Genomic DNA, 25597 nt, shown 5'->3' with positions numbered 1-25597 from the left:
CTCGGCCGAGGAGCCCGTCGACGGCATCGACACCCCGACCCTGATCGAGCAGGGCATCGACGTGGCGCTCCCCAACTGGCGCGTCCGGAAGCGGCCCGGTGCCCTGGCGCCGTCACGTGGGGCGCCACTACCGTCCCGACGGTCGCGCCGCGGCCCGCCGAACACCCGGGCCGGCCTCCGGCGCCGGGGCAGCCCCCACTCCGCCCCGCCGTGCGGCCGACCGAGCGGCGCCCCGCCGCGCGACACCGCACGACCGGTCGATCCGGAACCGCGCAGCCGAACCTCGCGGTCCCCGTGGCCGTGGCCGACCGCGGCCGCGCACGACACAGCCGCACGACGCCAACGCACGACGCAGACGCACGACGGAACGACAGCCGTACATCCCCCACAGCTGACGGAGTCGCCATGTCACGACGCACCTGGACGGTCAGGGCTCTGCTCGCCCTCTCCCTCGCCGCCGCCGCTCCTCTCACCCACGGCGCCCTCGCGGCGCAGGCGCACGAGGCGGAGAGCGTGCCGGCGGCCGCCTCCTCCGGAACCCCCGACGCCGGTGGGCCCGGCGAGCTCACCGACCTCGCTGTCACCACCGAGCAACTGGCCTTCGGGCTCGCCCGCCCCACCGCGATCGCCGCGCCCGACGACGGCAGCGACCGGCTGCTCATCACGGAGAAGGCCGGAACGGTCCGGGTCTACCACCCTGACACCGGCCTGGCGGCCGAGCCGCTGCTCGACGTCACCTCGCTCATCGCGGTCGGCGGCAACGAGCGCGGCCTCCTCGGCATCGCCACCGGGCCGGACTTCGCCGACACCCAGCACGTCTACCTCGCCTACACCGCGGCGCCCGCCGGCGACGTCACGCTGGCCCGCCACCACCTGGCCGACGGCACCACCGAGGTGCTCCTCTCCCAGGACCACCCGAACTACAGCAACCACAACGGCGGTCAGCTCGCCTTCGGAGCCGACGGCTTCCTGTACTGGAGCCTCGGTGACGGCGGCGGTGCCGGGGACCCCGACAACAACGGCCAGCGCGTCGACACGCTGCTCGGCACCATCGTGCGGGTCGACGTGAACTCCACCTGCGGCGAACTGCCGTACTGCGTCCCCGAGGACAACCCCTGGGTCGACGACCCGGACGCGCGCTCCGAGATCTGGGCGACCGGGCTGCGCAACGCCTGGCGCTTCTCGGTCGACCCGGCCGACAACTCGCTGTGGATCGCCGACGTCGGGCAGGGCCGCTGGGAGGAGATCAACCACCTGCCGGAGGCGGCGGCCGGCGCCAACCTCGGCTGGTCCTGCCTGGAGGGGCTGGAGGTCTTCGACGCGGAACGCTGCCTCCCCGACGTGGACTACCACGACCCGGTCCTCACCTACCGAACATCGGTCGACGGCTGTGCCGTGATCGGCGGGCACGTCTACCGGGGCGAGCGCCACGCGGAGCTCGCGGAGGGCGTGTACCTCGCCACCGACTACTGCTCGTCGATCGCCTGGGCCGTCCGTCCCGACGGCAGCGGTAAGTACGAGGACGCCCGGGTCGGCACGTTCCCGACCCAGGTCACCGCGTTCGGTACCGACGTCGACGGTGAGCTGTACGTCGTCAACGACCTGCCGGGGCAGTTGCACCGGGTGGGATTCGAGGCGGCGGAGGACGCCGCCCCCGCCTCCTGACGCCGGGCTGTTCGCTCCGCCACCGGGGCCGGGCCGGCCGGGACTCCCGGCGGGCCCGGCCCCGGTTGCCCCGCCCGCCGCCCGCCGCGTGAGTGGCCCGCTTGCTCCGGCCGCGAGCCGACGGCGGGTCAGCCGCTCGACGGGGGAGGCGACTCAGCAGACCGGTGCACTCGTTCGCGGACGGACGGACGGGCGGACGGACGGACGGACGGACGGGCGGACGCGCGGCTGGGTGGGCGGTGCGGCCGGCGCCGCCGGGGTGGGGTCAGAGGGCCGGGAACGGTGCGTCGGCCCACCGGAACGCCGCCTCGTCGCCGTCGAGCCGTATCAGGTAGTCCGGTACGGCTCCGTGCTCGGGGCGGTGCAGTGCCAGCGCGGCGTCGATACGGCGGTGGACGCGTTCGAACCCGTCCCAGTCCTCGGTCTCCAGCCGGTCGGACAACGCGTCGAACAGCGGCCGGAAGGAACCGAAGCCGGGAAGTGCCGCGAACCGCCCCGTCAACCAGGGATAGTCCATGTCCTCGACGTGTATCTCACCGACGGTCGTCTCCGTGGCCCGGTCCACCAGTCGCCAGATCTCGACCTCGGTCATGGGGCCTCCTCCGAGCCGGGCGGTGTTCCCGGCGGTCGCTGTCTCGATCAATGCCGTTCACCGTAGGCGGCGGCGCCGACAGAAGCGGTCACCCGCGGTCGGCTGTCGGTGGTGGCGGCTAGCGTCGTCCCGGTGAGAGCCACGACACCGCCCACCGGCGACGCGACACCACCGCACCCCACCCTGGCCGCACTGTTCACCGGCGCCTGCGGCACCGGCAGCCGCCCCGGCCGCGCCCCCGCGGCCGCCCTGCCTCCGGGGCGGGTCATCCGGACGGAGGAGGACGAGCGGCCGGCGCTGTGGCTCAGCGACGACCCCGCGCCCCCGGGGCTCTGGGCACAGTTCGCCGCCGAACACCCGGCCACCGGACTCTGGCCGCTGCTCGTGGACCCCGACGACCACGGCCGCAGCGGTGCCGCCGCGCCCTGCGGCGAGCTGTACGAACCGCCCGGCACCCCGATAGCGGACCACGACGCGGACACCGTGCTCGCCGCCTGGTGGGCGGAGGTCACCGAGCCGGAGGAGCCGGAGGAGCCTGCCCCCGGGGAGCAGCCGCAGCCGCAGCCGGGTGCCGAGGACCACGCCCCCTTCGGGCGCCGGTGGCCCGGCCTCGCCCCGGCCACCGGCTCGGTCTGGTGGCCGCCGACCGCTCGGCCGACGCCCCGGCCGGCTGCGGCTGGAGCGGCCCCGTCAACTACACCGGCGACATGTCGGCGTTCTCGGCGGTGCTCCGCTCCTGGGAGGACCGGTTCGGGGCACGGGTCGTCGGGATGGGTTTCGACACCCTGCTGCTGAGCGTCGCGTCGCCACCGCGCGACGAGGCGACGGCCCTGCGCGTCGCGGCCGAGCACCACGCTTTCTGCCCCGACAACGTCTGGCAGAACACCCCCGGTGGAACCCTGGCGCGCTACGCCGCCTCGCTGGTCGGCGAGGACGTCTGGTCGTTCTGGTGGGACTGACGACGTGCCCGTTCGGCCGGGGGCGCGGCGGGCAACGGATGCGGCTCCCCCGAGCCGCGCCTACCGTGGAGAGGCCGCCGACCCCGCACGGGAGGTGCACCATGGCCCACGCATCCGAACCCGATCCCGAGCAGCCGTTCATGGACGAGGCGACGGACCCGCCGATCGACGGGCCGACGCCCGACCGGCTGCTCCGCACCGGAGCCGAGGGGCCCGTCGACCCCGAGGACCTGGTGCGGCTCACGGGGAAGGACGTCACCCCCGAGCGGCTGGAGCAGGCCAAGCGGCTGCTGGAGGAGCACGGCCCTGCCGCCGTCGAGCGCTACCTGCCCTGAGCACGCACGTGCCGCCGCCCCGTCCCGGCGGATCTGCCGGGCGGGCCGCGGCGCGCCCGGTGCGCGGGACCGGCCGCGTCAGCCGTGGTCGACCAACTGGTCCGCCCCCTGCACCCGGGCGCAGTGCCCGCAGCAATAGAAGCGCCCCTCCTCGGTCTCCAACCCGTGGCCGAGGATGCGGCAACCGCAGTTCTCGCAGATCGGCGCGATGCGCTGCGCCGCGCACTCCAGCGAGTCGAAGACGTGGACCGCGCCCGCCACCCGCACCTCGAACGCCATCCGGTACTCGTTCCCGCAGACCTCGCACATGGCCATGTCGTCACTCCTCAGGTCGGTCGCCGCAGATGCCCGGCCGGGGCGGGAGACGGCTCGCCGCCCGCGGCGCCCGCCAGCTTCCCGGCAGGGACCGGCCGTCCCGGCACCGGCACGCCGCCGGGTAACCCGAGCGGCCCGGGAATGCCGCGCACCGCCACCCGGTTGCGCTTGACGGGAGAGCTCACCGCGGCCGCCGCCGGACAGCAGACCGCGTCACCCGCGCAGCCCGCAGGGACGGGCCGGTCGCTTCCGGTGGTGTCCTGCCGCGGACTCCCGACAGGACCGCCACAGGAAGGGGCAGCACGTGAAGGGTTCGACGGAGCCGGCGGGGGAGATCCGCGGCCGGGCGGTCGGCGAGGCGCCGGTACCGCTGTCGGTGCTCGACCTGGCAACGGTGGGCAGCGGCCACACCGCCGCCGACGCGCTGCGCGCCACCACCGAGACCGCACAGTTGGCGGACGCCCGCGGGTTCCGGCGGTTCTGGGTCGCCGAGCACCACTCGGTGGCCGGCGTCGCCAGCTCCTCCCCGGCCGTGCTGCTGGCGCACCTCGCCGCATGGACGGACCGGGTGCGGCTGGGCTCCGGCGGCGTCATGCTGCCCAACCACGCGCCGCTCGTCGTCGCGGAGCAGTTCGGCACGCTGGAGGCGCTCGCTCCCGGGCGCATCGACCTCGGTCTGGGCCGCGCGCCGGGCACCAACGGCGTGACGGCCGCGGCGCTCCGCGGCAGCGACCGCGTCCGCGAGGCAGCCGACCTGTTCCCGCAGGCACTGGACGAGCTGACCCGCTTCCTGGACGACGACTTCCCCGCCGGCCATCGCTACGCCGGTGTCCACGCCGTGCCGGGGCCCGTGCAGGGCAGCACCGGCAGACCGCCGATTTGGCTGCTGGGCTCGTCCAACTTCAGCGCCGAGCTTGCGGGCCGGCTCGGGCTGCCGTTCTCCTTCGCGCACCACTTCGCGGGCCGCGGCACCATGATGGCGCTGGAGACCTACCGCGCCGCGTTCCGCCCCTCCGCGGTGCTGGACCGGCCCTACGCGATGGTCTCGGTGCTCGCCCTGGCGGCGGAGACCGAGGCGGCGGCGCGGCGGCAGCTCCTGACCAGCGCCCTCGCGGTGGTGCGGCTCAGCCGGGGCGAGACGGCGCCGCTGGCCACCCCGGAGGAGGCCGAGCAGTACCCGTTCACTGCGCGTGAGAGCGCCATAGCGGACGACTGGCTGGCGCACGCCGTGCACGGCACCCCCGACGCGGTGCGGGCCGGGCTCACGGAGCTGGTCTCCCGCACGGGCGCCGACGAACTCATGCTGACCGCCAACGTCCACGGCGCTGCGGAACGCCTGCGGAGCCTGGAGCTCATCGCGGACGTCTTCGGCATGCCCGTGGCCGGCCGGCCGGTCGAGGGCGCCGGCTCCGCGGCCTGAAGCGGGGCACCGCGCACCGGGGCGCCACGGCTGTCCGTCCGGATCGCCGTGGGCCCGGGGAGCGCCCTGGAGAGGACGGCCTAGGCGTCGTCGGACAGGGCCGCGCGGACCGCGGCCTCGGCGTGCAGGCGGGTGGTGGGGAAGACCGGCACCGGGCTGTCGCCGGCGCCGACGAGCAGTTCGATCTCGGTGCAGCCGAGGACGACGCCCTCGGCGCCCGCCGCGGCGAGTTCCCCGATGACGCGCCGGTAGCTCTCGCGGGAGGAGTCCCGCACCACCCCGAGGCACAACTCCTCGTAGATCACCCGGTGCACCAGGGCCCGGTCGTCGGCGCCGGGCACCAGCACGGTCAGCCCGAGCGCCTGCAACCGCCGCCGGTAGAAGTCCTGCTCCATGGTGAAGGCGGTGCCCAGCAGCCCCACCGTGCGGAGCCCCGTGCCCAGCACCGCGTCGGCGGTGGCGTCGGCCAGGTGCAGCAGCGGGACAGCCACCGCGGCCTGGACCTGATCGGCGACCTTGTGCATCGTGTTGGTGCAGATCAGGACCAGGTCGGCGCCGGCGGCCTCCAGCGCCCGCGCAGCCCCGGCGAGGAGTTCGCCCGCCTCCTCCCACCGTCCCTGGACCTGCAGCTGCTCGATCTCGGCGAAGTCCACCGAGTACAGCACGCACCGGGACGAGTGGAGCCCGCCGAGCCGCTCGCGCGTCAGCTCGTTGAGGAGGCGGTAGTACTCGGCGGTGGACTCCCAGCTCATGCCGCCGATCAGGCCGACAACCTTCATGACCCTCCTTGGTCGGGTGCGGGTACCGGCATGGGGGGCCGGCCGGGCAGGGGCGCCCGGGTCTCGGACACGCTCTCAGCTCAGATCCGGCCGACGGCCCGCAGGGTGCGGGCGGCCGTCTGCCGCGGCGACGCGTCCGAGCTCACCACGTGGTCGTCGACGGCGGCACGGTCCAGGATCGCGTCGAGTTCACCGCACCGGTCGAGGTGCCAGGCGAGGGCGGCGGGGTCCGTGGCGTGACGGCGGCGCAGCCGGGCGGCCGCGGTCTCCGGGGCGACCCGCAGCCTGACGACGGTCATCGGTACGCCGACCGCTCCCTCGTGCCGCGCGCGCTGCTCGCCGTCCTCGCAGACACCCGCGAGCACCAGGTACTCGGCGCCGAGCGCGAGGTGGTTCCGGCAGACGTCGCGGAGGTTGGCCAGTGCCACCGCGAAGCGGAACGGGTCGCCGGGCGGCGCCGGCCGGCAGCGCCGCAGCTCGTCGATGTCGATGACCGCGTGCGGCACGCGGCGCTCGGCGAGCAGGTCGGAGACCGCGGCTGCCGTGGTCGTCTTGCCCGCCCCCACCGTTCCGTTCAGCAGCAGCGCCGCGGGCCTGCGGCGATCCGATCCGATGGGCACGGCGAGCTCCTTGTCGTGACGGACGGGGCCGTCGGTGGTTCAGCGGGCGGCGGGGTCGGCGGGGTCGGCGGGGTCGGCGGGGTCGGCGGGGTCGGTCGTGTCGGCGAACCGGTCGAGGGCGGCGGTGACGAGACCGCCGCTGCGGGCGTTGCCCAGGTGCCCGGCGTCCTCCACGATCGTCAGTCGGGCGTCGGGCCAGCCTCGGCACAGCTCCCACGCGGTGTGCGGCGGCCCGCCCATGTCGTGGCGGCCGTGGACCAGGACGCCCGGGATGCCCGTGAGCAGGGGCGCGTCCCGCAGCAGTGCGCCCTCCTCCAACCACGCGCCCGCCGCGAAGTAGTGCGAGCAGATCCGGACGGTGGCGCGCCGGTCCGCGTCGGGTCGGTCCGTGTAGTGCCCGACGGGCGGCGCACCGGTGGTCTCCAGCGAGAGGACGGCGTCCTCCCAGGCGCACCAGGCCGCGGTCGCACGGTCGCGGACGTCCCGGTCGGGATGGGAGGTGAGGTCGGCGTAGCCACGCAGCACGGCGGTGATGCCGTCGTCCCCCGCGGTGGCGCCGGACCCGGCGACGAACTGTTCCCACTGCTCGGGAAGGAACCGGCCCACACCGCGGTACAGCCAGTCGATCTCGCTGCGGCGGGTGGTGGTGACCGAGTGGACGACGATCGCGGTGACCCGGCGCGGGAACCGCTGGGCGTAGGTCAGCAGCAGGGTCGATCCCCAGGAGCCGCCGTACAGCAGCCACCGTTCGATGCCGAGGTGCTTCCGCACGGCTTCCATGTCGGCGACGAGGTGGTCGGTGGTGTTGTGCCGCATGTCGGTCGTGGGATCGGCGGCGTGCGGGGTGCTGCGGCCGCAACCGCGCTGGTCGATCAGCACCACCCGGTAGCGGCGCGGGTCGAACCGTCCGAGGGCGCCGGTGCTGCTGCCCGATCCGGGGCCGCCGTGGACAACGAGGGCCGGGCGGCCCTCCGGGTTGCCCGCCACTGCCCAGTGCACCCGCTGTCCGTCACCGACGTCCAGGTGGCCGGCCTGGTAGGGGTGGTACGGCGGGTACGGCGGGTACGGCGAGTGGGACCCGCCCGGCGAGGGCTGTGCGGCGGTGGCGGAGGCCACCCCGTCAGGGGGAGGCTGCTGGGTCATCCGTGCTCCGCGGGTCTGTCTCGATGGCGGGTGGCTCGCCGGGCGCTGCACCGTACCCGGGCCGGGCGGCTCGCCCAACCGGTTTTGCCGCGGCGCTGCACCCGCCTCGCGAGACCGGCTGCGCGCCCGGTGCGCGTCAGAGCGCGGGGTGTGCGCTCCCGGCGCCCACGCTGTTTCCCACCCCGCCCGGGCGTCGGGGCGCCCTGCGGCTTCCCCGGGAAGGACGCGGGAGACGGCAGGCGCCCGCGACCTCGCGGTACCGCTCTCCGGGGCTGCTCCCGTGTGCCGCACAGCCCGACCCGGCGTCAGCCGCATCGCTCGGCACGCCAGATGGGCAACAGCTCGTTCCACCTGAGGCCGGCTGACGCGGCGCCGGCCGCGGTGAGCATCCGCCTCCGGTTGCGGGGGCGACGGCGTAGCGTGGAAAGCAGCAGCGCGGACCCGCCGGGACCGCCGACGAGTAGCACGAAGGACCGGGGAGACATGCCGAGTTTTTTCGATAGGGCCAAGGAGCAGGCCCAGGGCGCGATCAAGCAGGGCAAGGACAAGTTCGACGAGGTCCAGACGCAGCGCGCCGGCAACGACGCGCTGCGCAAGCTCGGCGCGGCCTACTACCGCAAGGAGCGGGGCGGCGGCTCCGACGCCGAGGTCAAGCGTGCTCTGGACGCGGTGGCGCAGCACGTCCAGGAGCACGGCGACGACCTGCTGAAGTAACGCGCCTCCGCGGGCGCGGGGGTGGGGGCCGGAACTTCCGGCGTGCTCAGCCGGTCGGCGCGTCGGCGTACCGGACCGTCACCGGAGCGTGGTCGCTCCAGCGTTCGGCGTGAGTCGCCGCGCGCTCCACGGTGTCCTCCACCGCCCGCGCGGCCAACCCCGGCGTCGCTGCGTGGTAGTCGATCCGCCAGCCCGAGTCGTTGTCGAAGGCGCGCCCGCGGTAGGACCACCACGAGTAGGGCCCCGTCTCCTCCGGGCGCCGGGAGCGGACCACGTCCACATAGCCGCCCTCGCTGCCGAACACCCGGGAGAGCCATTCGCGCTCCTCGGGCAGGAAGCCCGAGTTGCCACGGTTGGCACGCCAGTTCTTCAGGTCGGCCTCGGCGTGGGCGATGTTCCAGTCCCCGCAGACCAGCACCTCGCGGTCCTCGGCGGCCGCCTTCTCCCGCAGCTCCCGCAGGTAGGGCAGGAACGCGGCGAGGAAGCGCTCCTTCTCCGCCTGACGTTCGGTGCCCACCTCCCCGGAGGGCAGGTAGAGGCTGGCGACGGTCAGACCCGGCAGATCCGCCTCGATCCAGCGGCCGGATTCCTCGAACTCCGCCTCGCCGAAGCCCACCCGCACCCGCTGCGGCTCCGCCCTGGTGAGCAACGCCACACCGGCTCGCCCCTTCGCGGCGGCGGGGGCCCAGTGGGCGTGCCACCCCTCCGGTTCCCGTACCGCCGCGGTCAGCTGCGCCTCCTCGGCGCGCACCTCCTGGAGGCAGACCACGTCGGCCGCGGTGGTGCCGAGCCACTCCTGGTAGCCCTTCTTGGCGGCGGCCCGCAGGCCGTTCACATTGACGGTCGTGACCGTGTACACCGATGACTCCCGGGGTCGTGCGGAAAGGCCGTGGCAGCCTACGTGAGCCCACCGACGGCGCAGCCCCTCCGGCCGTCGGCAGCCGTCCGCCGACGGAGCCCCGGGCCCGGCGAAACGCCCGCTCCGGGCAGTCGTACCGTTGTGCGCATGAGGATTGTCACGGCTCGCTTCGACCACCCCGACGCGCGCAAACTCAGCGACATCGTGCAGGCGGAGTACGCCGTCCGCTACGGCGGCGAGGGCGACGTCACCCCGCTCGACCCCGCGATGTTCGACCCGCCCCAGGGGCTCTACCTCCTCGGGTACGACGCCGACGGGGCGCCGGTGGCGAGCGGCGGCTGGCGGGCGATGGACACCTCGGCGGAGGAGAACTACGCCGACGGTGACGCGGAGATCAAGCGGATGTTCGTGATGCTCCACGCCCGGGGGCGCGGCCTGTCGCGGCTGCTGCTCGCCCGGCTGGAGGAGTCCGCCCGGGAGGCGGGCCGGACCCGGATGGTGCTGGAGACCGGCGACAAGCAGCCGGAGGCCATCGCACTGTACGTCTCCAGCGGGTACACGCTGCTGCCCGAGCGGGAGAAGTTCGGCTGCTACCGCGAGGAGCCCAGCAGCCGCTGCTTCGTGAAGGCGCTGTGACCCCGACCGGGCGGCGCTGATCCGGCGGCGGCCTGCGCAGCCCCGCCCGTCGGCCGTTGCGCCGTCGTCCGCAGTCCGTCGTCCGCAGTCCGTCGTCCGGTCCCGCCGAGGGGCGGGACCGGCGGGGCGGACGGTGCTGGGTCAGGCAGGGGGCGGTGCCGCGCCGCCTGGTGCGCTCGCGGGCCCGCCGTCGAGGGGGGCTGCGGCGTCGTCGACGAATATCTCGGCGACGATCTCGTCGTCCAGGATCTCGCCGGTCGTGCGGAACCCGAGCTTCTCGTAGAACGCGGCGGGCCCGCCCTCGCCCTCCACCCAGGAGACCGTGACCCGGCGCTCGCCACGTCGGCGGGCTTCCGCCAGCACCGCGTTCACCGCGAACCGGCCGTAGCCGCGCCCCTGCTCGTCGGCGGCTATGTTCAGCCGCCAGATCCCGGAGCGGTAGGCCTCGTGCTCGGGGTTCTCGTCGAAGCCGGCCATCACGAACCCGACGAGGCGGTCGCCGTCGTACACCAGGCGCGGCCAGGCGGTGTCGACGTTGGCGTAGGCCTCGGCGAGCGAGAACATCACCGGGGCGACGAACTTCTCCTGAGCCGGCGCGACCGCCAGGCGGCAGGCGGCGCGGACGTTCTCGGGCGTGACGACTGCGAGCCGCAGGGCTCCGGACGCTTCATCGGTCATGCTCCGACCCTAGGCGAGGGCGCCGACATCCGTGCCGCTCGGGAGTGGCCCGGGGGAAGCCGTGCGACCGGCGCGGCCATCGTCGTCCGTCGCTTGCCGGCTTGCCGGCTTGCGCGGCTGTGCCGCCGGCCGTCCCCCGTTCGGCGGGAGCGCGGCCGAGTGCCGTGTCCCCGGCCGAGCGCTGATGCCACCGTTCGCGGCGTCGGGGCACCACGAGCCCCGGCGATGCTCTGGCGTTCCGTGACGAGAAGGCCTATGTTGGTAACAGAGAGTAATGGATCGGTGTGGGGGTGGCGCGTGGTGGAGCACGGAGAAGAGCGGCGTCCGGTGGTCGGCGGGTCGAGTGGTCCGGCGCCCTCCGCCGGTCCGGATGTCCCCGTGGCGTCTCCAGCTGACGGCGGCCCGGCGGGGCCGGTGCCGGCGGTGGCGCGGCGCACGGTTCGCTCCGCTGACGGTGCCCGGCTGCACGCCGAGGTCGCCGGGCCCCCCGGCGCCCCTGTGGTCGTGCTGGCCCACGGATGGACCTGCGACAGCAGCGTCTGGGACGCGGTGGTGCGGGAGCTGGGTCCCGAGTACCGGGTGGTCCGTTACGACCAGCGGGGCCACGGGCGCAGTCCGCACGGCTCTGCGCGGAGCGGCCCACAGCAGCTCGCCGAGGACCTGTGCGCCGTCCTGGAGGCGGTGGTCGAGCCGGGCGGGCGAGCGGTGGTCGCGGGGCACTCCATGGGCGCGATGGCGGTGGTCTCGGCGGCGAACTGCGCCGCTTTCCGGGAGCGGGTGGTCGCGGCCGTGCTGTGCTCCACCGGAATGGACGGGCTTGCGGACCGGGCGACGGTACTGCCGCTGCCGACGGTCCGACTGCGGCGGGCGGCGCAAAGCTCGCTGCTGCGCTCCCTGCTGCCGCTCGGGCCCGTGAACCGCGTGAGCGTGCGCGCCCTTGCCTACGCGACGCTGGGCCCGTCACCACCGCCCGGGGCGCGAGAACACATCGCCCGGATGGCGCACGCCTGCGAGCGGCGCGGGCGGGCGGCTTGGGGTGCCGCCCTGGCCGAGCTGTCGGCCTACGAGGCGATCGGCGACCTGACGGTCCCCACGGCCGTGGTCCACGGCACCGCCGACCGTCTCACCCCGCCGGTTCACGCACAGCGGACCGTCGCTCGGCTCTCCCGTCCGGAGCCCCTGGTGCTGGTGCGCGGTGCCGGCCACATGACGCCGTTGGAGGCGCCTGCGTGCGTTGCCGCGGTGATCAACGGTCTGACGGACCGGTACGGGAAGGGGGCGCCCGTGGTGTGAGCACCGCGAGGTGAACGGCGGGAGGACGGGCGGGCGGGCGCCGTCGGACGAGGCGAGCGGTGGTGGCGGTGCTGCGGTTCGGTGGCGGTGGAGGCGTGGGGCGTGGCGGTGGCGGGGTTGCGAGCGGGCCGGAGGTGAGTGCGTCGGGTCGGGCGGGTCGGCCCAGGGGCAGGGCCTGGCGGGTCGCTGGTTCAACGGACCTGTCTCCCGTGGCGGCGCCGTCTCCACCCGTCGCGGCGGGGAGCGGTGGTCCGGGCAGGTCCGGGCCGCGTGCGCGGGGCGGTCCGCCCACGCAACGACGGAGAGGCGCCCTCCGTGCGGAGGAGCCTCTCCGTCGCCGACGACAGGGGAGCGGGAGATCAGTGACCGTCGCCCTTGCGGTCGCGCAGTCGGTCCGTCATGTCCTTGCCCTTGTCGCGGGCCTTGTCGGTCATGTCGGAGGAGGACCGGTCGCCGTCCCTCTGCTTGTCCCCACCCATGGCGTCCTTGGCCTTCTTGGCCGCGTCCTGGGCCTTGTCCTTGAACTGGTCGAACTGGTCCGAGATACCCATGGAAGCTCACTGCTCCTGTCCGGAGGTGCGTATGCGAACGATCCTCAGCGTGGCATATGAGTGATATGGGCGCATTTTCTGCTCGGCGGCCGGGTGAACGGCGGAGGTGGGTCGGGTGCCGACCGGAAGGGGGCGGGTGGGCGGCCTGGTCCTGCGTCGCCGGCCGTGGCGCCGGCGAGGTCACCCCGGTGCGCCTCGGTGGGGCGGGCCCGGCCGTGGCGGGAGCGGTGGGCGGCGACGGTCGGGGACGTCGGCGTGCCGGGGCGGGGCGGCGGCGGGTCGGTGGGCCAGCAACTGCAGCGCGGTCCGCACGGCGGCGTCCAGGACGACGTACCGGCCCTCGGCCCAGTCGAGCGGGGTGCGCACCGCTTCGAGGTCCGGCTCCACCCCGTGGTTCTCCACGTCCCAGCCGTAGCCGTTGAGCCAGGCCGCGTTCATCGGCACCGTGATCACCGTCCCGTCGCCCAGCCGGTGGCGGCCGGTCATGCCGACGACTCCGCCCCAGGTCCGGCAGCCGACCACCGGGCCGAGTCCCAGGAGCCGGAAAGCTGCCGTGATCATGTCCCCGTCCGAGGAGGTCGCCTCGTCGGCCAGCGCCACCACCGGCCCACGAGGAGCGTTCGAGGCGTAGCTCACCGGCTCCGCGTCGCGGGTGACGTCCCAGCCGAGGATGCTGCGCGACAGCTTCTCCACCACCAGTTCGCTGATGTGGCCGCCCGCGTTGCCCCGGACGTCCACGATCAGCGCCTCGCGGGCGAACTCCAGCCGCAGGTCCCGGTTGAGCTGCGCCCATCCCGAACCGCCCATGTCGGGGATGTGGACGTAGCCGCACCGCCCGCCGCTCAGTTCCCGGACGACGGCTCGACGGCGAGCCACCCAGTGCTGGTAGCGCAGCGGCCGTTCGTCGAGCAGCGGCACCACCGCGACGCGTCGGGCGCGGGCGGGCCGCCCTCCGGAGGCCGGTGGAGCCGCGGTACCCGGGACCGGCCCGCCCTGCGCCTCGCCCCCGTCACGCGGGTCTCCCTCCGCGGGCCCGTGCCGGACCGGGTCGGTGCCGGCAGTCGCCGAGTCGGCACGGCCCGTGCGGGCTGCCTCGGCGCCGTCCGCGCCCGCGGCGACTGTAGTGCCGGGCGCGCCGGTGCCCCCGGGGCCGGCTGCCGCCGACGCGTGGGGCTGCTCCAGGAAGGTGAGTTCCACGGTGCTGCCGCCGTTCCCCGCCAGCAGCGGCCACGGCCCCCTCACCGGGTCGACGGGATGGCCGTTGACCTCGGTGAGCAGCGCACCCACCCGGACGCCGGTGCCGGCGAGCGGGGAGCGGGCGCGGGAGTCGGAGGAGTCGCCGGGGAGAACGCGGGCGAGCCGCCAGCCCCCTGGCCCGCCGCCGGGCGTCTCCCGGTCCCGGACGAAGTCGGCGCCGAGGAGCCCCTGGGCCCGGCGGTAGTGGGGCGGGCCCTCGTTGCCGCGCGAGGGGCTGACGTACGCGTGGGAGGTGCCGAGCTCGCCGAGGGTCTCCCGCAGCACGTCGGCGAACTCGTCGGGCGTGGAGATCCGCGCCAGCAGCGGGCGGTAGGTGTCCAGGACCGCGTGCCAGTCGATGCCGCACATCCCGGGGTCCCAGAACAGGTCCCGGACCAGGCGCCCCGCCTCCTCGAACGCGTTCCGCCACTCGGTGGGCGGGTCGCTGTGGTGGACGATCCGCCGCAGGTCGACGACGACGGTGGATTCCGTGTCCCCCTCGTCCGTCGCCGGGACCGACCGCAGGTCGCCGTCCTCGGACACCACCAGGCGTGTGCCGTCGCCGCTGACGGCGAACCAGTCGACCTCCCGTGTGAGGTCCTCGGCGGCGCATGTGGCGATGTCGAAGTGGCTGAGGGCCGGCCGGTCGGAGGTGTCGGCCGGGTTGGCGAAGGTCTCGCCCAGCGCTCCCGAGATCGGCCACCGCAGCCAGACCAGCCCACCACCGGCGACGGGGCGCAGCGCGGAGTACTTCGACGCCGGGACGGGGAACGGCGTCACCCGGGAGGCCAGCCCCTCCGCCTCGACCAGCGTGGCGCCCTCCTCGCCGCCCGTGTCCGCCGGGTCGAGGCCGCCCGCCGCCGGTCTGCCCTCGGGGGTCAGCGCGAAGGGCGACGGCGTTGCGGAGGACAGCGGCACCAGGTACGGGCGGCAGCCCAGCGGGAACGACAGGTCGCCGGTGTGCACGTCGTAGACCGGGTCGAAGCCCCGCCACGACAGGAACGCCAGGTAGCGGCCGTCGCGGGTGAAGACCGGCTCCTCGTCCTCGAACCGGCCGTCGGTGACGTCCAGGATCTGGTGCCGGGTCCGCCCCGTCGCGTCCCCATCCCTGCCCCCGCTGTCGCTCTCGCCCTCGCCTGTGTCGGTCGTCGCCGTGCTGTCGCCGGTCCGTGCCGTGCCGTCACCGGTCTGCGGTGGTGCGACGCGTGCCAGACGGATCTGCCGGAGGGTGCGGCCGAGCCCGGGGTGCGACCAGGCCAGCCACGCGGAGTCGGGGGAGAACGCCAGGTCGCGGACGGGGCCGTTGGCCGAGCGCGTCAGCACGGCCGCAGCAGCGGGGACGGCGGCCACCGTGTCGTCCTCCGCTGTCCGTGCGCCGTCACCTCCGCCGCCACCCTCGCCGGCCGTGGCATGCACTGCCGCGCCCGCGCCCCCGCCGCCTGGACCCGGGCTGCCTGGCCCGGCGCCGTCCGGGCCCGCGCCTCCGCTCGCGGTCGCGGCCTCCGTGCCGGCGTCCATGCCTGCGCCGCCGGTCGCGTCCGTGCTCCCGTCCGCGCCTGGCTCCGCCGGGGCCGGGCCTCCGCTTGCGGGCGCGGCCACGATGGCGGCCTCCGGGTCTCCGTCAGGCGTTGCGACCACGTCAGGCGTTGCGACCACGTCCGGCGTCGACGTCGCGAGCAGCCGCTCCAGCGGCCCGACCTCCTCGGGCACGGGAACCAGCAGCAGGGCGCCGTCGTGGGAGGCCACGGCCAGCGTGCGGCCGTCCGGCGACGAGACCAGCTCGCGGACCCGCCCCAGCCGCCCGGTGGACAGCCGCATCCGGTCGCAGCCACCACTGGCACGGGGAAGGTGAGCCACCTCGATGGCGTCCTCGCCCGCCGCGTCCGTCACGTAGGCGATGCGCCCGCTGTCGCCCAACATCTCCGGCAGCCGGACCCGCACCCCGGGGTGTCCCGCGATGACCCGTCCGGGGCCGTCGCGGTGGGTGAGCCAGTAGAGGCTGCCGCCGACGGCGACCGCGCTGGCCCGTCCCGTCGCGTCGACCGCCAGCGCCTCCAGACGGCCGGCGGTGGGCACGTGGCGGCCGCGGCGGCCGTTGCGCGAGCCGGCGGTCTCGACGGTGAGCCGCCGCGGCCGGCTGCCGGGGGTCAGCTCGCTGACGAGCCACAGCTCCCCGCCGCTCTGGTAGATGACCCTGTCGCCGTCCGTCGCCGCGTGTCGCGCGTACCGCGTGTCGTGGTCGGTGTGGCGGCGGAGGTCGGAGCCGTCCGGGCGGCAGGAGTAGAGGTTGCCGACGCCTTCGTGGTCGGAGAGGAACGCGATGCGGTCGCCGACGAACATCGGGCACTCCAGCTGCCCCGCCAACTCCGGGAGCAGTCGCCGGCCGTGCAGCCAGAGCCGTCCCGTGCCGCCGCCCCGGTACCGCTTCCAGAACGCCGCCTCGTGCGGTGCGCGTCCGGTCAGCAGCAGGCTGCGGCGGCCGGGGCCGTCGCCGTGGACCGCGATGTCCGAGACCGGGCCCCAGGGCAGCTGCTCGCCCGGCGAGCCGTCGGTGTGCAGCCGGTGCGCCCAGCTGTGGTGGGCGAACGGCTGGCTGTGGGAGCTGACGGCGAGGATGTCGTCCCCGGCCCACCCGCAGACCCGGGTGTCGTCGGCCGCCCAGTGCGTCAGCTGCCGCGCGGGGCCGCCGCCGATGTCGAGCAGGTGGACCTCCGGGTCCAGCGAGGACCAGGCGGTGACGGCGATCCGTCGACCGTCGGGCGAGAACCGGGGACGGGCGAGGCGGGTTCGGTCGGCGGTCAACCGCCACGCGCGACCGTTGCCGCCTCGGCGCCCCGCCCGGTCGCCGGCCGGGAGTGGGGCGAGCCAGAGGTCGTCCTCCGTGACGAAGCAGACCAGGTCGCCGTGGAGGTGGGGGAAGCGCAGGTAGCCCGGCTCGGCGGCGGCCGCGCCGTCGTCCGTGCCGCCGCCCCTGGCCCCCGCGGGTGTCCCGCCGGGCGCGATGGTGCCGTCCGCGCCGGTGATCCCGCGGCCTTCTCCTGCGTCGTCCGTGACCACCCGTTCCATGCTTGGGGTTGCCGATCGGCCCGGCAACTCGGCGCGGTCACCGTCGTACCGCCCGGTCTCCGCGCAGCCCGCCCGTCGCCGCTGCTCGCCGCCCGCCCGCCGCTCGCCCACGCACCGGCGACGAACCCGCCACCCGCCGCCAGCTCTCCCGCCGCCACGGCCGCAACGCCCGCCGTCGACAGCGCACCGCCCCCGCCCTCCCGCACGGCCCGCCGCCGAGGCACACCGCACAGGTGCGTCGCGGCCGCTGTCGCAGATCGGTTCAGCGCCGACAAGCCGCGCGTTGCGTGATGCGCGTCACACTCCCGACGGTCGCTCACCCTCCCGGCGGGGTCCGGCGTCTCCAGCTGTGAACCGGCCGGTACGACCCCGCCCCCGCCCGCCGCCCGGAGCGTCCCCCCACAGCCCGACCTTCGCACGCCCATTTTCGGAGTAGGAGAGATCTCCGTGGCTACCTTCCTCTACAAGCTGGGCCGCCTCAGCTTCCGACGGCGGCGCTGGGTCGCCGCCATCTGGATCATGTTGCTGCTGGCGGCCGGCGCCGCCGCATCGACCGGCGGGGGCGAGGTCGAGGAGGAGTTCACGCTCCCCGGTACCGAGTCCCAGCAGGCGTTCGACCTGATGGAGGAGTCGTTCCCCGGCTCCAACGCCGACGCCATATCCTCACGCATCGTCTTCCGCGCCCCCGACGGCGAGCAGATCACCGACCCGCAGCACGAGGCCACCGTCGCGGACGTCCTCGGCCGGTTGGACGGCGCCGAGAAGGTCGTCGGTGTCACCAGCCCCTTCGACAGCGGCTCGGTGAGCGAGGACGGCACCACCGCCTACGGCACCGTCGACTACGACGCGACCTGGGCGGACATCACGGAGGAGATGCGCGACGACCTGTTCTCCGCCGTCGACGCCGGCCGGGACGCCGGACTGACGGTCGAGGCCAGCGGTGAGGTCGCCGTCGGCGAGCCCAACTTCGGCCACGGCGAGATCATCGGCATCGGCGTCGCCGCCGTCGTCCTCGTGATCACCTTCGGCTCCCTCATCGCGGCGGGCCTGCCGCTGATCACCGCGCTGATCGGCGTCGGCATCGGCATGGCGGGCATCACCGCCCTCGCGGTGACGCTGGGGCTGACGGAGACCACCGGCATCCTCGCGATGATGATCGGCCTCGCCGTCGGCATCGACTACGCACTCTTCATCGCCTCGCGCTACCGCTCGGAGCTGGTCGAGGGCCACAGCCGTGAGGAGGCCGCCGGCCGGGCCGTCGGCACTGCGGGCTCCGCGGTCGTCTTCGCGGGGCTGACCGTCATCATCGCGCTGGCCGGCCTCGCCGTCGTCAACATCTCCATGCTCACCAAGATGGGCCTCGCCGCCGCCGCGACTGTGCTGATCGCCGTGCTGGTGGCGCTGACCCTGGTGCCGGCCGCGCTCGGCTTCGTCGGCAAGCGCATCTTCGGCAAGAAGGCCCGTGCCGAGAACCCGGAGACCGGGGTGCCGTCCTCGCTGCAGAAGGACGGCCGTCCCAACATGGGCTCCCGCTGGGCCAAGGGTGTGCTGCGCCGCCCGCTGCTCGTGCTCGTCGCGTCCGTCGCCGGCCTCGGCCTCATGGCGATCCCGGTCGGTTCGATGGAACTCGGCCTACCGGACGACAGCACCCAGCCGACCGACACCACGCAGCGCCAGGCGTACGACATGCTCTCCGAGGGCTTCGGCCCCGGCTTCAACGGCCCGCTGATGCTGGTCATTGACGGCCGCGAGGCCGACGACCCGCAGGGCGCGGCCGACACGCTGGCGGAGCGACTCAACGCCGTCGACGGTGTCGTCGCCGCCTTCCCGGCGCAGTTCGACGAGGCCGGCCAGGTCGCGACGATGATCGCCATCCCGTCCAGCGGCCCCGCCAGCGCGGAGACCGCGGACCTCGTCGCCGACCTGCGGGCGGACGTGGCGCCGGAGCTGCTGGCGGACACCGGCGCGGAGATGCTGGTCTCCGGCCAGACGGCGGCGCAGGCGGACTTCTCCAAGGTGCTCTCCGACGCGCTCGTGCCGTACCTGGCGCTGGTCGTGGGCCTCGCCTTCGTCCTGCTGCTGCTGGTCTTCCGCTCGATCCTGGTGCCGCTGAAGGCCGCCCTCGGCTTCCTCCTCTCGGTGCTGGCCGCGCTCGGCGCCGTCGTCGCGGTCTTCCAGTGGGGCTGGCTCGCCGACCTGTTCGGCGTGGCCGAGACCGGCCCGATCATGTCGATGATGCCGATCTTCATGGTCGGTGTGATCTTCGGTCTCGCGATGGACTACGAGGTCTTCCTCGTGACGCGGATGCGTGAGGCGTACGTGCACGGCGAGGACCCGCAGCAGGCCATCGTCTCGGGCTTCAACCTCAACGCCCGTGTCGTCACCGCCGCCGCGATCATCATGATCAGCGTCTTCGCCGGCTTCATCTCCGCCAGCGAGTCGATGGTGAAGATGATCGGCTTCGGTCTGGCGATGGCCATCCTCCTCGACGCCTTCGTCGTGCGGATGACGCTGGTCCCGGCCGTGATGGGCCTCATCGGCGACCGCGCCTGGTGGCTGCCGAAGTGGCTGGACCGCGCCCTGCCCAACGTCGACGTGGAGGGCGCCGCCCTGGAGCGTCACCTGGCGGGCAGTGAGGCGGCCGAGAGCCGCCCGGCCTCGGGGGAGAAGGACCGCGAGCCGGTCGCCGTCCCCTGACACGCCGCACGGCCGGGGCGCGCTCCTGCCGCCCCGGCCCGCGGCGGCCCGGCTTCGGCGCAGCCTCCCCGGCGGCGTCGCCGTCCTCCCCGACGGCGCTCCTGCCTCTGCCCGCCGTACCGCCCGGCCGCCGCACCGCTTCACCACACAGGGCCCGGCGAACTTGCCGCCGTGCCCGGCCTCCCGCACCACCGCCGCGACGGCCAGGTCGTCGCGGTAAGCGGTGAACCAGGCGTTGGGCTTCTCCTGGTCGAAGACCTCGGCGGAACCGGTCTTGGCGCCGGTGTCACCGGGCACCCCCGACATCGCCTCGGTGGCGGTGCCGCCCGCGACGGTCAGCGACATCAGCTTCCGCAGCTCGGCCGCGGTCCCCGCGGACGGGCCGGGCGCCGTCACCGGCTCGCGGTCGTCGAACGACAGCGGCACCAGGAACGGCTGCCGGAAGGTGCCGTCCTTCACCGTCGCCGACACCGACGCCATCACCAGCGGGTTGGCCCGGACCGACGCCTGGCCGATGAGCTGGGCCGCCATCTGGGCCTTCGACTCCTCGTTGAGCGAGCCGCTCATCGTCTCCACGCCGGTGCGCCACTCCAGCCCGATACCGAAGGCCGACTGCGCGTACTCCGCGAGCTGGGTGTCGGCCAGGTCCGGCGCCGCGCTGATGAACGCGGTGTTGCAGGAGGCGGCGAACGACTGGCCGAAGGTGCCGCCCTTGATCTCGAACTCGTCGAGGTTCTGGAAGGGCCAGTCCTCGAAGTCGAAGATCTTGGGGCACGGGTGGGCGGCGTCGGCCTTGGCCATGCCCTCCTCCACCAGCATCCCCGCGGTGATGATCTTCCAGGTGGAACCGGGGGCGTACCGGCCCTCCATCGCCACGTTCTCGCCGTCGGCCGGGTTGTTCACCACGGCGAGGATCTCGCCGGTGCTCGGCCGGATCGCGACCAGCGAGGCGCGGTCGGAGTCCGCCACCGCCGCCTCCGCCGCGCTCTGCACCCGGGGGTCGATGGTGGTGGGCACCTCGCCGGCGGTGGGCTCGGACAGCTGGAGCAGCTGCTCGCTCTCCGCGCCGTCGCCCCCGCCGGACTCCGAGTCCTCCGACCCCGACTCCGCTGCGTCGTCGGACTCCTCCCCGTCCGCGTCCGACGTCCCGTCGCCGTCGGCCGCCGGGCCGGTGATGCGCAGTTCGTTGCCGGGGTGTCCGCCGCCGGCCTCGCCATGGGCGGCGGCCAGCGCGTCGATCACCGGAGCCAGCGAGGGGAACTCCGCCGGGTCGAGCTCGTCCCCGTCGCGGTCCAGGGCGCGGACCGGCGCGGGCTCGGCCGCCGGGCCGATCTCCAGCCGCCGCCCCTCGGTGAGGTCGGGGTGCAGGATCTCGCTGCGCCACTGCACCAGGCCGCCCGAGGCGCCGCCCTCCGCCCCGTCCTCGCCGTCCTCCGGCGCGTCGGGGTCGGCGACGACAGTCAGGGCGGAGCCGTACCGCCAGTCACCGGTGTCGTCGTCGTGGGCGACCTGCGCCGCGACCTGGAACGGCACCTCGACCCCGCCGTCCTGTTCCTCCCCTGGTCCGGGGGTCAGCGAGAGCTCGGTGACCCCCGCGTCCTCCGCGAAGGCGGCGAGCGCCGCCGCCGCCGACTCGGGGTCGTCCGTCATCGCGGCGGCGGCATCGGTGTCGCCGTCCGCCCAGGCCGCGAGGAACTCCGTCGCGGTCTGCTGGGCGTCGACCGCCGACGCGCCGCCCCCGCCTCCGCCGTCGTCCGACGAGCATCCGCTCACCCCGACGACCACCGCCGCCACCGCGCCCGCGAGGGCCACGGTTCTCCGGCTCTGCCGCATCCGCACTGCTCCTGACCTACCGAAATGACCGACCGAACAACGCAACACGCCGCCCCACCCGGCCGGGGACCGACGGGACTGTCCGACAAGGCGACCATCGGACCGGTCCGCCGGCGGCGCGGGGCCGCGGCGAGTACCGACTCGTGTGCCCCACCGTCCGCTCCGGCCGACCGCGCCGATCGCACCGGGCCCGAGGACCGGCCGCCGTCGTACGGCGGGCGCCGGTCCGGGACCCGGAGGAGGTGCCGCTCGACGGTGAACCGCCGTCGGCCCATCGTCGTCGCGGGCACGGAGGAACGGGACCGGTCGCCGTCCGCACCGAGGTCACGGCGGCGATCCGCGGCACCGCGCCCCCAGCCGCGCCCCTTGCCCGGGTGTCAGCGCAGACTACCGCCCCGGGGGGAGGCCGCCGTCGCGATGCCCGCTAACCGGCCGTCTCGACGTGGGCGCGCCGCTCCCGCGGACCAGCCCGCGGCGTCACGGAACGCGCCGCCGCGTGCGGCCCGCCACTCTCTCGGCGGGCCGCACGCGGCGGTTGCGGGTGCGCCGACGGCCCGGGGCGGGGACGCCGGCCGGCGGTCACTTGCCCGGAGCGGGCGCCGCTTCGGCGGGCTGCGCCTCGGCGGGCTCTGCCACGGCGACGGCCTCACAGCGCTCCAGCGCCTCGGGGAACGGCTCGCCCAGTTCGTCGGCCGGGAGCAGTTCGCACGATTCGCCGCCGGGCGCCTCTGCGGCGAGGTCGCGCTCGGCCCCCTCGTCGACCGGCGGCGTCGCGGGCGCGGCCTCGTCCGGGACGGCGGCAACCGCCTCGGACGGCGCTTCCGAGAGAAGGTCCTCGTCCTCGGCGGCTGCTTCGGTGGGAGCTGCCGAGAGAAGGTCCTCGTCCGCCACCGCCGCCTCGGCGGGAACCGTGTCGACGAGGTCGTCGTCCTCGACCGCCGCTGCCGCCGGGGCTTCCGAGAGAAGGTCCTCGTCCTCGACCGCCGCTTCCGCGGGCGCCGCCGCGACCGAGGCGGCCGCCGGCTCGGCGGCCTGCTCCTGCGTCTGGGCGGCGTTGGCCGCGGTGGCCAGGGCGCCGGCCGCGAGGGCGACCCCGGCCGCGCTCAGGGCGATGCGTCGCATGCTGCGTCGGGTCATCTGTCTCTCCACTCTCCGAAGGGGTCGGCCGCGTGGTGCCGTGGCGGCCGGTGCGTGCAGAAGTGATCTACGGGCCGCCGCGCCTCCGGGTTGCGTCCGCCGACGAGACGTACGTCATGGCGGCGGCGTGCAACCCCGCGCCGCTGCGCCCCGTAGAGGAGGGGAGGAGAGAAGACCGAGAGGCGAGAGGCCGGCGCGTGGGAGAAGCAGCCCGGGAGCGCGAGTTCCGGGAGTTCGCCGAGGCGCGGCAGCGGCAGCTGAGACGCAGCGCCTACCTGCTGTGCGGCGACTGGCACGAGGCCCAGGACCTGACGCAGACGACCCTGATGAAGCTGTACGCGGCATGGGGCCGGGTGCGCAGGGACGGCAACGTCGAGGCGTACGCGCGGACCATCCTGACGCGCACCTTCATCGACCAGTACCGCAGGCGGGGCCGGCGCGAGGAGCCGGTGGGCGAGCTGCCCGAACCACCCGGCGACGCGGGCCCGCCCGGCACCGAGCTGCGGCTGGTGATGCAGGCGGCGCTGATGGAGCTGCCGCCGCGCTACCGGGCGGTGCTGGTGCTGCGGTTCTGGGAGGACTGGAGCGTGGAGGAGACGGCACGGGCGCTGAAGGTGTCCTCCGGGACGGTGAAGAGCCAGAGCGCCCGCGGGCTCGCCCGGTTGCGCGGCATCATCGGTGAGCAGGTCGGCGAGATGAGCAGGAGATGACGGAGCAGATGATCCGGCGGGGCGAGGCCGACGACGGCGGGGAGGAACTGCGCGGCGCGTTCCGCGGCATCCTGGCCGCGCACCCGGAACCACCCATGGACGACCTCACCGCCGCCGCGGTGACCGGCGGCCGCCGCCTGCGCCGTCGCCGCCGCGTCGGCGCCGCGACCGCGCTCACCACCGCGGTGGTCGTCGGCGTGGGCGTCGTCACCGGGCTGGCGCAGCCCGCGGTGCAGCAGCCCCCGCCGCCCGCCGTGCCCGCCGACCGGCCGACCACCGGCCCGGAGCCCGGGGAACGGGAGCCGGAGGTCGTCCCGTGGCCGGAGGAGTTGGCGGAGGACCCGCAGGTCGGCCCCGCCGTGCCGGAGGACGACCCCGGGCCGAACGGGTGGGAGGCGCCGGGCGCCGGTACCGAACCGGACTCCGGCACCGAACCGGACGGCGTCCGCGAACACCCCACCGACACCCCCGGCGTGCCGCAGGCCCCCGCGCCGGAGTGAGCCCACCCGCCTGCCTCTCCCGGGCCCGCCCGCCGGGGTGACCGCCGCGGCTCGCCCCGCCCCGGCCGGGCGCCGGTCACACCCAGGTGTCGAGCCACATCCGGGCCCGCCAGGCGTCCATCGGGATCTCGATGCCGGTGTACAGCGGGTAGAAGTAGACGAAGTTCCACGCCACGGCCAGGACGAACACCCCGGTCGCCACGATCCCCGCCGCCCGGCGCCGCTCCGAGCAGCCCGGCGGCCCGAGCACCGCCCCCAGCGCCATCGCCACCGCGAGGCAGAGGAACGGCACCAGCACCACCGAGTAGAAGTAGAAGATGGTGCGCTCCTGGTACAGGAACCACGGCAGGTAGCCGCAGGCCACGCCGCACAGCACGGCCCCGGCGCGCCAGTCGCGCCGCAGCAGCCAGCGGTACGCGACGTAGACGAGCGCCAGGCACGCCGCCCACCACAGCACCGGCGTGCCGAGCGCCAGCACCTCGCGGGCGCAGCCCTCCTCGGCCTCGCAGTCGCCTTGCCCGACCTGTATCGACTGGTAGTGGAACGACACCGGGCGGCTGCTGACGAGCCAGCTCCACGGATTGGAGTCGTAGGCGTGGCTGTCGGTGAGCCCGACGTGGAACGAGTACGCCTCCCGGTGGTAGTGCCACCAGGAGCGCAGCGCGTCCACCGCGCCGTTCCCCGTGCTGCCGTTCTCCGCCCCCCACTGGCGGTAGTAGCCGCCGGCGGTCGCGAACCAGCCCGCCCACGACGCCAGGTAGGTCACGGCGGCGACCGGGACCGTCGAGACGAACGCGGGCACCGCGTCCCGGCGCAGCATCGCCCGGTAAGGGCGCCGGGCTCCGGCGGTGCGGCGCGCCGCCGCGTCCCACAGCACGATCAGGATGCCGAACGCCGCCAGCGCGTACAGCCCGGACCACTTGGTGGCGCACGCCAGGCCCAACAGCAGCCCGGCCGCCAGCCGCCACGGGCGCAGCCCGAGCGTCAGCCGCTCGCCGACCTCCCGGACCGGCCGCAGCACCCCGTCCGCGCCGCCTGCGGGCTGCGCCGCCTCCAGCGCGGTGACGAATCGGGCACGGGTGCGGTCCCGGTCGACGAGGAGCGCGCCGAAGGCGGCCAGTACCCAGAACATCAGGACCAGGTCCAGCAGCGCGGTGCGGCTCATCACGAAGTGCAGGCCGTCCAGCGCGAGGAGCACCCCGGCCAGGCAGCCCAGCGCGGTGGAGCGGAACAGCCGGCGGCCGATGCGGCAGACCATCACCACCGACAGGGCGCCCAGCAGCGCGGTCATGAACCGCCAGCCGAACGGTTCCATGCCGAACGCCCACTCGCCGAGGGCGATGACCCACTTGCCGACCGGCGGGTGCACCACGTAGGACGCGGTGTCGCCGAGCGGGATGTCGCCGCTCAGGATGCGTTCGTTGGCGTCGTCCGGCCAGGAGATCTCGTGCCCGCGCTGCAGCAGCGCCCAGGCGTCCTTGGCGTAGTACGTCTCGTCGAAGACGACGGCGTGCGGGCTGCCGAGGTTGACGAACCGCAGCGCCCCGGCGAACAGGCCGACGAGGAGAGGTCCGATCCAGCCCGCCCAGCGCGACAGCAGCAGCGTCGCCGTCGGTCCCAGGCCGAAGTAGCGGCCCAGCCGACCGGCCGGCGGCGGGTACGGCGGGACCAGTCGGTCCCGGACCCCGCGGTCGGCGCGCGCCCGGTAGCCGTGGCGTCGCAGCCCGCGGACCCAGTCGCGTTCCGGCGGGGGCGGGCCGGTGCCGGGCGGCCCGGCGGCGTGGCGCGGGACGAGATAGCCGGGGAGTTCTGGTTCGTGGCGCAGACGTACGGCTTCACCGACGCCGACCTGGAGGAGC

The 25597-nt window shown here is 74.9% G+C and carries 21 protein-coding genes and 1 pseudogene; 10 read left to right on the top strand and 12 right to left on the bottom strand.

All coding sequences use genetic code 11. The features are described 5' to 3' along the window. The first annotated feature begins 405 nt into the window (after window positions 1-405). The gene (locus tag HCN56_RS10430; protein ID WP_167969579.1) at window positions 406-1665 is read left to right on the top strand and encodes a PQQ-dependent sugar dehydrogenase; all 1260 of its coding nucleotides are present in this window, start codon (window positions 406-408) and stop codon (window positions 1663-1665) included. Window positions 1666-1930: 265 nt separating this feature from the next. Here HCN56_RS10430 and HCN56_RS10425 read toward each other — a convergent pair whose 3' ends face one another. Then, a complete protein-coding gene (locus HCN56_RS10425) occupies window positions 1931-2257 on the bottom strand; it encodes a hypothetical protein (protein ID WP_167969577.1) in 327 nt (108 codons plus the stop codon). A gap of 635 nt (window positions 2258-2892) precedes the next feature. Between HCN56_RS10425 and HCN56_RS26350 the strand changes: the two genes are divergently transcribed. Together HCN56_RS26350 and HCN56_RS10415 are read left to right on the top strand one after the other, a co-directional pair. Continuing rightward, window positions 2893-3216, top strand: coding sequence for a DUF4253 domain-containing protein (locus tag HCN56_RS26350; protein WP_312871166.1), 324 nt, complete (start codon window positions 2893-2895; stop codon window positions 3214-3216). A 101-nt stretch (window positions 3217-3317) separates the two neighbouring features. Beyond that, entirely contained in the window at window positions 3318-3551 is a 234-nt protein-coding gene (locus HCN56_RS10415; RefSeq protein ID WP_338320389.1) for a hypothetical protein, read from the top strand. Between the two features lie 78 nt (window positions 3552-3629). Here the strand turns inward: HCN56_RS10415 and HCN56_RS10410 are convergent, their stop codons facing one another. Further along, a complete protein-coding gene (locus HCN56_RS10410) occupies window positions 3630-3866 on the bottom strand; it encodes a metallothionein (RefSeq protein ID WP_167969575.1) in 237 nt (78 codons plus the stop codon). A gap of 304 nt (window positions 3867-4170) precedes the next feature. Here HCN56_RS10410 and HCN56_RS10405 point away from each other — a divergent pair, with 304 nt between their 5' ends. Further along, window positions 4171-5286 (top strand): LLM class flavin-dependent oxidoreductase, encoded by a 1116-nt coding sequence (locus HCN56_RS10405; protein ID WP_167969573.1) that lies wholly within the window; start codon window positions 4171-4173, stop codon window positions 5284-5286. Window positions 5287-5366: 80 nt separating this feature from the next. On the opposite strand, the gene HCN56_RS10400 is transcribed toward HCN56_RS10405, so the two are convergent. The 3 genes from HCN56_RS10400 to pip form a co-directional block, all read right to left on the bottom strand. After that, a complete protein-coding gene (locus HCN56_RS10400; RefSeq protein ID WP_167969571.1) occupies window positions 5367-6065 on the bottom strand; it encodes an aspartate/glutamate racemase family protein in 699 nt (232 codons plus the stop codon). Window positions 6066-6145: 80 nt separating this feature from the next. After that, window positions 6146-6685, bottom strand: coding sequence for an AAA family ATPase (locus HCN56_RS10395; RefSeq protein WP_209312574.1), 540 nt, complete (start codon window positions 6683-6685; stop codon window positions 6146-6148). A gap of 39 nt (window positions 6686-6724) precedes the next feature. Next, window positions 6725-7828, bottom strand: a complete 1104-nt coding sequence (gene pip, locus HCN56_RS10390; protein WP_167969569.1) for a prolyl aminopeptidase — start codon at window positions 7826-7828, stop codon at window positions 6725-6727. A gap of 483 nt (window positions 7829-8311) precedes the next feature. On the opposite strand from pip, the gene HCN56_RS10385 reads away from it, so the two are divergent. Next, complete coding sequence (locus tag HCN56_RS10385; RefSeq protein ID WP_167969567.1) at window positions 8312-8542, top strand: hypothetical protein; 231 nt, start codon at window positions 8312-8314, stop codon at window positions 8540-8542. A gap of 46 nt (window positions 8543-8588) precedes the next feature. Here HCN56_RS10385 and HCN56_RS10380 read toward each other — a convergent pair whose 3' ends face one another. Then, a complete protein-coding gene (locus tag HCN56_RS10380) occupies window positions 8589-9401 on the bottom strand; it encodes an exodeoxyribonuclease III (protein WP_167969565.1) in 813 nt (270 codons plus the stop codon). A gap of 147 nt (window positions 9402-9548) precedes the next feature. Between HCN56_RS10380 and HCN56_RS10375 the strand changes: the two genes are divergently transcribed. After that, window positions 9549-10037, top strand: coding sequence for a GNAT family N-acetyltransferase (locus HCN56_RS10375; RefSeq protein ID WP_167969563.1), 489 nt, complete (start codon window positions 9549-9551; stop codon window positions 10035-10037). A 141-nt stretch (window positions 10038-10178) separates the two neighbouring features. Here the strand turns inward: HCN56_RS10375 and HCN56_RS10370 are convergent, their stop codons facing one another. Continuing rightward, entirely contained in the window at window positions 10179-10715 is a 537-nt protein-coding gene (locus HCN56_RS10370; protein ID WP_167969562.1) for a GNAT family N-acetyltransferase, read from the bottom strand. A gap of 378 nt (window positions 10716-11093) precedes the next feature. Between HCN56_RS10370 and HCN56_RS10365 the strand changes: the two genes are divergently transcribed. Continuing rightward, on the top strand, window positions 11094-12008 hold the full coding sequence (locus tag HCN56_RS10365) for an alpha/beta fold hydrolase (protein WP_312871165.1): 915 nt from the start codon (window positions 11094-11096) through the stop codon (window positions 12006-12008). Between the two features lie 359 nt (window positions 12009-12367). Here HCN56_RS10365 and HCN56_RS10360 read toward each other — a convergent pair whose 3' ends face one another. Next, the gene (locus tag HCN56_RS10360) at window positions 12368-12559 is read right to left on the bottom strand and encodes a hypothetical protein (protein ID WP_167969558.1); all 192 of its coding nucleotides are present in this window, start codon (window positions 12557-12559) and stop codon (window positions 12368-12370) included. A 180-nt stretch (window positions 12560-12739) separates the two neighbouring features. Then, complete coding sequence (locus HCN56_RS10350; RefSeq protein ID WP_245246435.1) at window positions 12740-16720, bottom strand: S41 family peptidase; 3981 nt, start codon at window positions 16718-16720, stop codon at window positions 12740-12742. A 588-nt stretch (window positions 16721-17308) separates the two neighbouring features. Here HCN56_RS10350 and HCN56_RS10345 point away from each other — a divergent pair. Continuing rightward, complete coding sequence (locus tag HCN56_RS10345) at window positions 17309-19558, top strand: MMPL family transporter (protein ID WP_167969556.1); 2250 nt, start codon at window positions 17309-17311, stop codon at window positions 19556-19558. A 210-nt stretch (window positions 19559-19768) separates the two neighbouring features. On the opposite strand, the pseudogene HCN56_RS10340 reads toward HCN56_RS10345, so the two are convergent. Beyond that, window positions 19769-21391 (bottom strand): annotated as a pseudogene (locus HCN56_RS10340) (penicillin-binding transpeptidase domain-containing protein); the annotation flags it as partial. Window positions 21392-21970: 579 nt separating this feature from the next. Continuing rightward, window positions 21971-22528 (bottom strand): hypothetical protein, encoded by a 558-nt coding sequence (locus HCN56_RS10335; protein WP_167969554.1) that lies wholly within the window; start codon window positions 22526-22528, stop codon window positions 21971-21973. Window positions 22529-22725: 197 nt separating this feature from the next. Between HCN56_RS10335 and HCN56_RS10330 the strand changes: the two genes are divergently transcribed. Beyond that, the gene (locus tag HCN56_RS10330) at window positions 22726-23238 is read left to right on the top strand and encodes a SigE family RNA polymerase sigma factor (RefSeq protein WP_167969552.1); all 513 of its coding nucleotides are present in this window, start codon (window positions 22726-22728) and stop codon (window positions 23236-23238) included. Next, window positions 23235-23738 carry a hypothetical protein gene (locus HCN56_RS10325; protein WP_167969550.1) on the top strand — a complete coding sequence of 168 codons (504 nt, stop codon included), beginning with the start codon at window positions 23235-23237 and terminating at the stop codon, window positions 23736-23738. The genes HCN56_RS10330 and HCN56_RS10325 overlap by 4 nt, the downstream gene beginning before the upstream one ends. A 76-nt stretch (window positions 23739-23814) precedes the next feature. Here the strand turns inward: HCN56_RS10325 and HCN56_RS10320 are convergent, their stop codons facing one another. Further along, window positions 23815-25563, bottom strand: coding sequence for a dolichyl-phosphate-mannose--protein mannosyltransferase (locus HCN56_RS10320; RefSeq protein ID WP_167969588.1), 1749 nt, complete (start codon window positions 25561-25563; stop codon window positions 23815-23817). Between the last annotated feature and the right edge of the window lie 34 nt (window positions 25564-25597).

Origin of the sequence: Streptomyces lonarensis (assembly GCF_012033735.1) — a bacterium.
Taxonomy (GTDB): domain Bacteria; phylum Actinomycetota; class Actinomycetes; order Streptomycetales; family Streptomycetaceae; genus Streptomyces; species Streptomyces lonarensis.
This window is presented reverse-complemented; position numbering and strand designations above follow the sequence as displayed.